This is a genomic window from Tissierella sp., from assembly GCF_052089545.1.
Lineage (GTDB): Bacteria > Bacillota > Clostridia > Tissierellales > Tissierellaceae > Tissierella_A.
The window spans coordinates 1-11,901 of sequence record NZ_JBQDAA010000003.1 but is presented as its reverse complement, the minus strand read 5'-3'; the positions used below and the strand labels follow the sequence as shown (position 1 = coordinate 11,901).

The following is an 11,901-nucleotide window of genomic DNA, read 5'->3' as shown; positions in this document are numbered from 1 at the left end:
TATACTCTAAAAAGAACTTTTCTATATTATCCTTTAAAGATAAAGATGCTTGTACATTTTTTCATCTTATGGATAGTTTAAGATATTATTTTTGTGGTATAAACTTATATGGTGTCTTGTATGAGCTGTTTTATCTTCAAAGCCATATAAATTGAAAATTTTTCTTCCATATCATTAAGTGATATACCTAGTATTTCTTCTATTTGGTCTCTTCTGTATGATACCGTCTTATAATGTAGAAACATTTTTTCAGCAGTAGTTCTTAAATTGCCATCACTATTTAATATTTCTTCTAATGTGTCTAGGAGTTCAGAGTTTCTTTTCTTATCATGTTCGATTAATTTACCAAGCTTTTCTTGTACAAAACCTTTTAGTTCTTCTTTGGAACCACTCCTCATTAAAATATTATAGGTCTCTATATCATCATAGTGATATATATTGTTGTCTCCCCAAACTAGTTTTCCTATACGCAAACTTTCCTGAGCTTCTTTATAACTCTTATTTATATTTAAAACATCTTCATAAAATCTTCCCACACCAACACTTATAGTAAATTCATTTATATGTTTGTCTACTTTCTTTTTAATGTTTTGGGCTACATTTTCAGATAGATTTTTAACAAAATTTTTATCATTTACATTTTCTTTTAGTACCGGATACAAAATAAATATATTTTTATTCATACTCCATATTATACTTTCTTCAGATTTTGAAAAGAAAGAATTAAATACTACATTAAATAAGTCTGATAATATATTATGTGTTTGTAGTTTTCTTTCACCAAATTCTTTAGAAAAAATATAATCAAATGAGTCTATACTAAGTAAGAAAAGTAAGTATGAGCCATTAAGATCTATATTAAAAAAGGCTCCCCTTTCGATTAAAGTTTCTTTTGATTTAAATTCACCATTAATAACATCATTTAAAAAATCATTCTTATATTTTTTTTCTATTTCTTCTTCTCCCATTTTTTTAAGTATTACAATTGCTACTGCCTCTATAGCTCTTTCTAATGATATTATATCTACTTCTTTAAAATCTTTATCTACTGAAATCAGTCTTACATACGCCCTATTTTTTTTATATATAGTCACTGGTTTTTTTCTTCATATCTTTTTTCCATATCTATATTTTTTGTAAGTTTATAATTAGAGCTTTCAGCCAATATATTTTCATCTTTATCTCCTATCATCACAAAGGCGTTTGTAAGTTTAGCTAATATATTAGCTATTTCTTTCAGCCCTCCTCCTGATAAAATAAGATCTGTAAAATCTTTATGGATCTTTTGTGATTTTTCTATAAGTGCATAATCTTTATTTATAATCTCTCTCATTACATCATTTATTATTAAATCAAACCTAGCTCCCAAGGGAAGTTCTAAAATAGGAATATTTAGTTTATTACCCATATCTATTACTTCTTGAGGTATCTTATCAATATATCTATCAGGTTTTATAGCAAATGCTGAAAGTTTTTCCATTTTTAAGTCTTCAATTAGTTTCCCCCAACCAGTATCATTATTTCTATACGGGTAGGCAGTAGTTAATATCATTTCATAACCAGATATCCAATCTGATATATCAGGAACTTCCATAACATTTATAAATCTAATTTCATTATCCAATCCTTTTTTCCCAGCTACAATTTTTGATCCATTTAAAGATCCTAACTCTAAAGCATCTTTTACAGTAGTTTTCATCCAATCATCCTTTATCTCTTAGTACATATAAGATACCCTTATATAGTTACTTTCCAACAAAAAAATAGATAAAGGAAATTTCCTTTATCTAGGCTAGGGCTACTTTTTTCAAATTTATCATTTTTTGTAAATAGGTAGAGTAAATATATACATCATCTACTTTCATATTTTTTTCTTTTAATACTACTTGTAAACTTTTTTTATAGCTTTCTAGTTGAAAACTATATCGTTCCTTTAAATTTTCAATAGAATTTTCATCTACTATATCTGTTTTATAATCAATTATAGTAAAATTATCATCATTACCTTGAACTAAAAGATCCATTTCTCCACTTACTAAACTTAGGACTTCTTCCTTTTTATCTAAATCTAATAAAGTGGAATCTAGGGCTACATAAAATGGAAATTCTGTCAATATTAACTTAGCATTAGAAAATACATCTACTACTATTTCATTGTCTATAAATGAATCAACCATCTTCTTTAAATTTTCTGATAAAAACTTTGTAGTTTCCTCTTTTATACTTTCCATTTTATCTATTTCTAAATTAAACTCATTTTTAGGCACAAGACTTTCAAGAATTTCTTTATCTAAATCTATAGAATCTAATGATTCTTTTATAGATACTTTTATGGCATAGTCTATGTTTGATTTTAATATATCATTTATATCTACTATATCTTTTAAAATTATTTCAAATACTTTGTGGACTATAGTTCCATATATTTTACCTCTTGGAACAAAATCTTCTTTCAAAGTATTATAGTTACTTTTAAATGAATTTTTTTTCTCATAAGTAGAAGGACTTAGTTTTTCGTAACTAGCCTTAGATATTTTTCTTTTTATATCTATTTCCTTAGTTAAATTCATTTCCTCAATTTTTCTATTTGATAAGATTTCTTTTTTATTTTCTAAATTAGGTTCTTTTAAATAAAGTTTTTTATCTATTTCTTTGTTTAAAGGATATAAAAACATTTTTTCATCTTCTATAGCTGGCAATATTAAAACTGACTTCGCTCTAGTAGAGGCTACATATATAAGTCTATCTAATTCTGCATCTTTAAATTCCTTTTCCTTATCTTTGCGTATTTTTTCTTCTGGAGATTTTACTAATGTTTTACTTTTACATACAATATATCCAATATTTTCATCTTTTATTTTTTCTACATGATAACTATCAGGCATGAGAGTTCTTTTTTTATCCCACCCAACTAGTATAACTATATTTGCTTCCAACCCTTTTGATTTGTGTATATTCATAACTCTAACTGCATTTTGTGCAAAATTTAAGTTTACAGGGAGTTCATAATTTATTTTGTTGTCTATAAGTTCTTTAAGCTCTTCTTTTATACCGTAAAGACTTATAGCTCCTTTTGATTTTAACAGTTCCACCGTCTGGACTAAAGAAGAATGGCCATCTCTTTTTTCTATTTCGCTATATTCTTTGTGGGTATCATATATTCCGATCTTTTCTTTTATAAGTTTTTCAATAAATATTATAGGATCTTCATATTTAGATTTTGTAAAAATTTCTTTTAAATAAGCAATAGATTCTTTTAAGTGCGGATGATCGATTCTTTTAAACTCCTCATCATTAAACATAACATTTGCTTTCTTCCCTTTATTGAACAATAAGTTTACCGTTTCAACTTCCAAATAAAAACAATTTCTAAGAACAGCAACAAATTTTATATCGTCCCTAGGGTCTATTAAAAAGTCTAACAGTAAAAAAAGATTTAAAACTTCCCTATTATCTGACAACCTTTTTTCTCCTGCTAAAAGTGCTGGTATATTGTTTCTTTTTAATTCGTCTAAGAATATTCCAGTTTCTTCGTTTGTTTTAGTCAATATCATTATGTCTTTATTTTCTACTCTTCTATTTGTAAATTCATCTCTGCCAATTTTTTCATCTATATATTTTGTATCTATAATATCTCTAACTAAGTTTGCAATATATTCTTCCTCTTTTACTTCTCTTTGTGTTTCTTTATCTTTTTCTATTTCTTCTTCATCTATGTTTGCATCTTGAGTTTCATATTTATATACTCCAGACAGATGTTTTGAATCTTCTTTTTCATCTTCTTTCCAAAAGTTAAGTATTCCTTTAAATCCCGCTTGAGTATCACTTGCCTCTTCTAAAAATGCAAATCCATCACTTCTATCTTTGAAAGTTTTTTCTACCCATTTACATATTCCATTCGTAGATCTAAAGTTTATATCTAAATTTACAACTTCTCCAAACCTATCTATTACTCCTTTTACAGATTCATATATACTTATATCAGCTCTTCTAAATCTATATATACTTTGTTTAGGATCTGCAACTATAAAGAGGGAACCAGCCTTTGGATTAACATCTGTAAAAGATTTTAAATCTTCAATATCACCATCATGACTTAAAAGAAGCAAAAGTTCTGCTTGTAGTGGATCTGTATCTTGTGCTTCATCTATATAAAAATACTTAAATTTACCTCTAAAGTGTTCTCTAGCCTTTTTAGATGTTTTAATAAGTTTACAAGCCTTGAAAAGTAAATCATTAAAGGTAAGATAGTTTGTATACTCCACCTCTTTATATTCTCCTACTAAATTTACAAATTCTGTACAAATATTATATATGATCGCATTTAAGCTACTGTATATTTCAATTATTTTTTCTATAAAGTCTACTATATCTTTAGCTTCATCTTTCTCCTGATGCTTTTTATATATATATTTACTAGTCAAATCATCATCTGAATTTATTTTAGGACATTCTTTCAGTAAATCACTTATATATTTATTTAAATCTCCTCCCTCTTCTATAATTTTAACAAAGAGTTTACCGAGATTTGAACCTTGTTTTATAAATGAAGTGTTTAAGGCTTTCTTATCTAAAGATTTAAACCTATCTTTCAACTCTTCATAATCTATACCTAGATCAAAGCCTACAAAGTTTATATCGGGATTATCCATAACTGATATTGCACCTTGCTTTAAATCTCTATAATCAATATTAAAGAGTCTAAATAAATCTATATATTCTTTATATTTATCCTTATTATTCCTTAAAAATTCATACCAGATTTTTTCATAAAACTCATTACTATCTTCTACTATCTCATATCCTGGAGTAAGACCTGCTTCAAAAGGCATCTCTCTAAGTAGCATCTCACAAAATGAATGAATAGTCCCAGAAAAAAGTTCTTCTACTCTTTCTAAGTTTTCCCTAGTAGATTTATCTTTTTCTTTAGATAGATATTCTAAAGCTTCTCTTTCAATTCTTTCAGCAAGTTCTAAAGATGCAGCTTTAGTAAATGTTATAGCTACTATATTTTTAGCTTCTATTTTTTCACTTATTATATGGTTTATAATTCTTTCTACTATAATAGTAGTTTTACCAGCCCCAGCTCCAGCTTCAAGTAGATAGTTTTTATCGAATGTATTTACTATCTCTTCTCTTTTTTGAAATTCTAATTCTATAAGCTTTTCCATCTACTCTGCCTCCTTTTTTAATTTGCTAGAATCTGTTTTACATATATTTTTAAACTCACAGTATTTACATGTAAGAGCATCTGCCTCATCATAAACTATCATTTTATCATGTTCCAATATATCTATTTGTAAAAGATACTGTATCCTATCTTCTATTTTCTCTAAAAGTTCTTTGTCAAAATCTAAATCTATAGATTTCACTCCAAAGTCATAGGAAAAAGATTCTATAGTATAGTCTTTAAACCTTTCATCATTTTTTAATATATCTTCTAAAGCTTTTTTATATATGAAAAACTGAAACTTTTGACCATCACTATAATCATGAGTTTTATTTTTTCCACTTCCTGAAGATCTTCTAAGCTTTCTATCAAAGTTTTCTAAACTTCCAGTTTTATAATCTACTATCTTAATAGACCTTTTATAGTCATTTATGTCTATTCTATCTATTGCTCCTTTTACATTTAAACAAGTATCTCCTATTTGAACTTTTTGTTCTTTCAATGGTCCAAAAATACGATTTATTTTTTCCAGTCCAAAAGATAGTTCATTTACTAGCACTTGAAAAGAATCTAACTCTTGTTTTTTAACTATAGATTTGCAATATTTCTTTATCTCTTCTTTTTCTCTTATATACACATTTTCCAATATATACGGTATTTCTTTTTGCATTTCTTTACACTTTTCATCAATTATATTTAAAAGTTCATCTTCTATTCTAGATTCTTTTTGTAAATCAAAGTATATGTTTAATATTTCATGGACTAAAATCCCTTTCTCTAAAGGATTAAGCCATCTATCCATATCAATTTCTATTTCATCTTTTTCCTTTAGACCCATTGCCTTTTTAAAATAAAGTTTTCTTGAACATTGTCCAAGTGTTTCTAAAGACGATCCAGAAGTGACTAGGTCTTTTGCTAAAAGGTTTTTCTTTTCACTTTTACAAATATCTTCTTCTTTATACTCTTCTTTTAATTCTATATATACGCTTGAAGGTGTTTTAGCTTTTACATCTACCATATTAAAATTGGAATATCCTATGCTTATACTTTCAAAATCTGCACTTAAAGTTTCCTTTATCTTATATTTTTTATATTTATATCTTTCTTTAGAAAAAGATAAACTTAAAGAAATATCTCGCCTAATGGTATCAAGGAGTATTGGCGATTCTACTATTTCACTATTTACAGTATCACTATCTAAACCTATTAAATAAAGATACTTTCTACCAGTATATGCAGCATTATCATAGGGGCAAGCAAATATACGAGAAGGATTTATTCCCTTTCTCATAACTCTTATATCTTCAATATAGTTTAAAATCATATCTTTATATTCTTTCTTTTGGATATTCAAATCTATTTTCTTTATATCTCTTAAGGTATCTAACATTTCAGCCTTAGAAGACTTATCATGATCAGTTTTTACTTTAACGTACTTTTTAATTAAATCCATAATTCTTTCAATATAGTCCTTAAATTCTATCTCCTTTTCAAATATAGGAAACAAAATATCTCCAAAAAATTCTTTTAACCATTCTCTTCTATCACGAGAATAAGAGCTTATATTATTAAAGTTATATTTTAGCTTTTCATAAGCATCCTTCCCCTCACTAGCTCCTAAAGATACTAACTCTTCATGCATGGCCCCTTGTGTAATATTTTCTTTTTTTAAAGTAGATTCTTTTTCTATATTAAGACTTCCATTAAGGAAGATAGGTTTTATTTCATTTAAACTATAATGATTCCCATAAAAGTTAAAAAGTGATTCTATAAATCTATAACTTGTACTAGGTAAAAGACTTAAACCTTCAGCAAAATCTATTCCTATATTGTTTTTTTCAAATTCTATATTTAAGTGCTCTATATATTTTCTATCTGTATAAGATACTACAACATCTTCAAAGCATCTGCCTTTTTCAAATATATCTTTTATAATAAAATCTATTTCATTTCTAATACCATATTCATTAAAGAAACATATTTCTTTTTCTACAACTTTCTCTTTATTTTCATCTTTAAAGAAATATTCCTTAGGTAAATTATCAAGCTTTTTCACCGGCATTCTTATCTTTACCTTTTTTGAACCTAATTTATTAAAAAGATCCTTTTCTAGATTATGAAATTCTATATTTGATGCTACTCCTATAAGTTTTTTATTAAAATCTTCTAATTCCTTAACTTCTAATGCTTTTATCATAACATCACAGTAATCCATAGCATTTAATTTTTTTAGTTTTTCACTATATACTTTATATATTTTATGTAAATCCTTTTCGTCTGGGAAAACATCTATCTTATTAGATTTAAGTTCCATGATTACCTTATAAACTTCCTCTGCAGTATTTATGTCTATTAACTTTCTTTCAAAAAAGAAATCTTCTTCTTTGGATTCCAATTCCTTTAAACAGTCAAGCACTAAATTTTTACCTAATATATCATCTATAGCTAGTATGTTATTTTCTTCCATATATCTTTTGCATATTTCAAAGCTAAGTCTTTCTAAGGTTATTGGTTTTAAATTAAGTGCATTATGTCCTCTTATAAGCATATTATTTATCATTAAAAGTCCTATATTTTTACTAGGTACAATGAAAAACTTTTCTTCTAATAAATATGTACTTGAAAACTCCTCAAGCTTCATAACTTTCACATAAATCACCTCTTATTTACTTTATCATTTTTTATCTTTATTTTCTATTAAAAAGCCTAAGTCAATTGACTTAGGCTTGAAATTATTTTCTGTTTTTTATTGCTGCTTTTATAAACTCTCTAAATAAAGGATGTGCATGTGTTGGTCTTGATTTAAACTCTGGATGGAAGTTTACCCCTATAAACCAAGGATGATCCTTTAGCTCTACTACTTCTATTAATCTTTCATCAGGTGATATACCTGATACTATAAGGCCTTTTTCTATAAGTCTTTCCTTATATTCATTGTTTATTTCATATCTATTCATATGTCTTTCATATATAAGTTCGTCATTGTATATCTCTTTCGCAAGTGTATCTTCCTTTAACTTACAAGGGAAAAGCCCAAGTCTTATTTCTCCATTTTGAAGATCTAAATCTGGTTGTTCAGGTCTTAAATCTATTACTGGATTTTCTGTCTCTTTATTCCACTCAGTACTATCTGCATCTTTGAGACCAAGTACATTTCTAGCATAGTCTACAACTGCAAGCTGCATTCCAAGTGATATCCCTAGATAAGGAACTTGGTTTTCTCTAGCATATTCAATAGCTTCAAGCTTTCCCTTTACGCCTCTATCATCAAATCCACCAGGTATAAGTATACCATGCATACCTTTTAAAATATCTTGACAGTTTTCACAATCTAAATCTCTTGCTTGTATCCATTTTATTTTTATATCTACACCATTTTCAATACCACCATGTTTCAAGGACTCTACTACTGAAATATAAGCATCTTGAAGTTCTACATATTTTCCTATTAGAGCAATATTAACTTCACCTTTTATATTTTTTACCTTTTCTATTAGCTCATGCCAATGACTTAAGTCAAGTTCATTAGTTTCTAAGCCTAAGTGGTCTATTACAAGTTTAGAAAGTCCCTGCTCCTCGAGCATTAAAGGTATTTCATAAAGTGAATCCGCATCCATATTTTCTATAACCTCAGAAGGTTTTAAGTCTGTAAAAAGAGCAAGCTTTTCTTTTAAGTGATCTTCAAGCGGAAGTTCAGTTCTACAAATTAATACATCAGGTTGGATACCTATTCCCCTTAACTCTTTAACACTGTGCTGGGTAGGTTTTGTTTTTAACTCTCCAGCCTTTTTTAAATAAGGTATTAAAGTTACATGTATATACATTACATTTTCTTTTCCTACAACATATTTTATCTGTCTGATAGCTTCCATAAATGGAAGTGACTCTATATCTCCTATAGTTCCACCTACTTCAGTTATTACTACATCTATTTCTCCTTCTTTAGATGCTCTTATTATTCTATCAGATATTTCGTTAGTAATATGAGGAATAACTTGAACAGTTTTACCATCATATTCACCATTTCTTTCTTTGTTTAAAACTGACCAATATACTTTTCCAGCAGTAACATTACTATTTTTATTTAAATTTACATCTATAAATCTCTCATAATGTCCAAGATCAAGATCAGTTTCAGCTCCATCATCGGTTACAAATACTTCTCCATGTTGGTAGGGACTCATGTTTCTTGGATCCACATTTATATATGGGTCGAATTTTTGTATAGTTACATTTAAGCCTCTACTTTTTAAAAGTTGGCCAAGGCTTGCAGCTGTTATTCCTTTTCCTAATGATGATACAACTCCTCCAGTTACAAATATATACTTAGTTGACATCTCTTTCTCTCCTTTTATCTTAAATTAACTCTATAATTTTATATTAATTTATGTGACTAGTCAATTTTTTATTTATTCTACTTGTAAATTTTTTTTAATATAATATAATTAAACTAATAATTAAACGAGGTGGTTTTAATGAAACGTAAATTAGCTCTGATTTTAGTTGCTGTTTTTATAATATCAGCTATACTTCCAGTAGCTCTAGGAGTTATGGGTATTATGTAAAGAAGACTTGCGTCAGATGCTTTTCTGATGCTTAGTCTTTACTTAGTCTTTACTTATCCAGCTCCGTAAGATAAAGAAAAATTATATTAAAAGATATTTTTAGATAGAGACCCTCAAGTTGACTTGAGGGTCTTTGCTTAACTATTTTTCCTTTTCTCTTCTATTTCTTTATTTACAACTCTATTATCCTTATATGTTGGAACTATCATTTTAACTTGGGACATAATATCTTCCAAAGCTCCTTCATTTATTAAGATTTGAAGTTCATTTAAGGATTTTAAAAGTAGTCTATAGTCTGTAAAAGTAGGCTTACCTACAAATATTTTATCATGAGAAGTGTTTGTCAGGCCCTCTTCTTCCATTAACAATTCTTCTAATAGTTTCTCACCAGGTCTAAGACCAGTTATTTTAATAGGCATATCTACATCTGGTTCAAATCCAGATAGTCTTATAACGTCCCTTGCTAAATCCATAATCTTTACAGGTTCACCCATATCAAGTATAAAAACTTCTCCACCCTTTGCCATGGAACCAGCTTGGATTACAAGTTGAACAGCCTCAGGTATTGTCATAAAGTATCTTATGATATCTGGATGAGTAACTGTTACAGGCCCGCCTTCTTCTATCTGACTTTTAAATAGTGGAATTACACTTCCATTGCTTCCAAGTACATTTCCAAATCTTACAGCTACAAATTCTGTTTTAGAATGTACATTTATAGATTGAATTATCATCTCACAAAGTCTTTTAGTTGCCCCCATTATATTTGTTGGATTTACTGCTTTGTCAGTTGATATCATTACAAATCTTTCAAGACCATATTTATCTGAAAGCTGGGCTAAATTAAGTGTTCCAAACACATTGTTTTTTATAGCTTCTTTTGGACTATCTTCCATAAGTGGAACATGCTTATGAGCTGCTGCATGGAATATTACTTGTGGTTTTTCCATTTCAAATATTTCTTCAAGTCTATCCTTATCTCTAATTGAACCTATATATACCTGCAAATTTAAATCAGGATAGTTTCTGTTTAGTTCCATTTGAACATCATATACAGAGTTTTCATATATGTCTAAAAGTACAAGTCTCTTTGGACTAAATCTTACAATTTGTCTACAAAGTTCTGATCCAATGGAGCCTCCTCCACCCGTTACCAAAACAGTTTTACCTGTTATATAAGAACAAATTTGATCTAAATCTACTCGTATCTCTTCTCTACCTAATACATCTGAGATTTCTACATCTCTTATTTCCTTTATACTTACCTTTTCATCTATAAGTTCATAAATTCCAGGAAGCATTTTTAACTTACATTTAGTTTCTTTAGATATATCAAGCACTTCTTTGATTTCTTCTTTTGATGCTGAAGGCATAGCTATTATTATTTCATCTATCATATAGTTTTCACTAACAGAAAGGATATCTTTTCTTCCTCCAACCACTTTTACACCATTTATTAAACTACCCTTTTTTTTCTCATCATCATCTATTATAGCTATTGGTTCTGAATTTAACTGTTCATGGTTTCTAAACTCTCGTATAACCATGGCCCCTGCATCTCCTGCTCCTACTATAAGTATTCTTTTTTTATTTTTCTTTCTAAATCTCGTAAATATGTTCTTTTTATTAAATGTTCTATAAGAAAATCTTATTCCACCTATCAAGAACATTTCAAGAAGAGTAACTATAACATAAATTCCTCTAGGAAGATTGTTATTAGTTATAAACAATCCACTTATGACTATTGTGTTTGATACAAAGACTGCTATAACTATATTTCTTAGTTCTTTAACGCTCGCATATTTCCAAAGTGTATTATACATATCGAAAAAATTATATACTATAAGTTTAATTATAGTTATGAATATAGCAACTTTAATATATATTTCAAAATACACAGAAAATTTTGGTGCCATAACTGAATCAAATCTTATATATAGGGCTAATATATAAGAAAGATTTATCAAAAGTATATCTTCTAATAAAAGTTTTATCTTTGTTGGTTTTTTATCCATTTTTTAATCCTTCTTTCCTTATGTATTAACTATTTATTTATTATATCATAAATGAATTATTTTTTCTTTAAATGGCTAATAAATCTTTAATTAATATCTAGAGAAGTCAAACATATGTGACACAGACCTCTGAAAATATCTCTAAATTATG

6 protein-coding genes are annotated in these 11,901 nt (G+C 27.7%); all 6 read right to left on the bottom strand.

Features of this window, described 5'->3' with window-relative positions; genetic code table 11:
* Positions 1 to 104 precede the first annotated feature (104 nt).
* Entirely contained in the window at positions 105 to 1,094 is a 990-nt protein-coding gene (locus ACTHW2_RS00685) for a PucR family transcriptional regulator (RefSeq protein ID WP_442261788.1), read from the bottom strand.
* On the bottom strand, positions 1,091 to 1,699 hold the full coding sequence (locus tag ACTHW2_RS00680; protein ID WP_442261787.1) for a PucR family transcriptional regulator ligand-binding domain-containing protein: 609 nt from the start codon (positions 1,697 to 1,699) through the stop codon (positions 1,091 to 1,093). Before ACTHW2_RS00680 ends, ACTHW2_RS00685 begins: the two co-directional genes overlap by 4 nt.
* A gap of 88 nt (positions 1,700 to 1,787) precedes the next feature.
* The gene (locus tag ACTHW2_RS00675) at positions 1,788 to 5,171 is read right to left on the bottom strand and encodes a UvrD-helicase domain-containing protein (protein WP_442261786.1); all 3,384 of its coding nucleotides are present in this window, start codon (positions 5,169 to 5,171) and stop codon (positions 1,788 to 1,790) included.
* The gene (locus ACTHW2_RS00670; protein WP_442261820.1) at positions 5,172 to 7,811 is read right to left on the bottom strand and encodes a PD-(D/E)XK nuclease family protein; all 2,640 of its coding nucleotides are present in this window, start codon (positions 7,809 to 7,811) and stop codon (positions 5,172 to 5,174) included. It lies immediately after the preceding gene.
* A gap of 91 nt (positions 7,812 to 7,902) precedes the next feature.
* Positions 7,903 to 9,507 carry a CTP synthase gene (locus ACTHW2_RS00665; RefSeq protein WP_442261785.1) on the bottom strand — a complete coding sequence of 535 codons (1,605 nt, stop codon included), beginning with the start codon at positions 9,505 to 9,507 and terminating at the stop codon, positions 7,903 to 7,905.
* A gap of 365 nt (positions 9,508 to 9,872) precedes the next feature.
* Entirely contained in the window at positions 9,873 to 11,750 is a 1,878-nt protein-coding gene (locus tag ACTHW2_RS00660) for a polysaccharide biosynthesis protein (RefSeq protein ID WP_442261784.1), read from the bottom strand.
* Positions 11,751 to 11,901 lie beyond the last annotated feature (151 nt).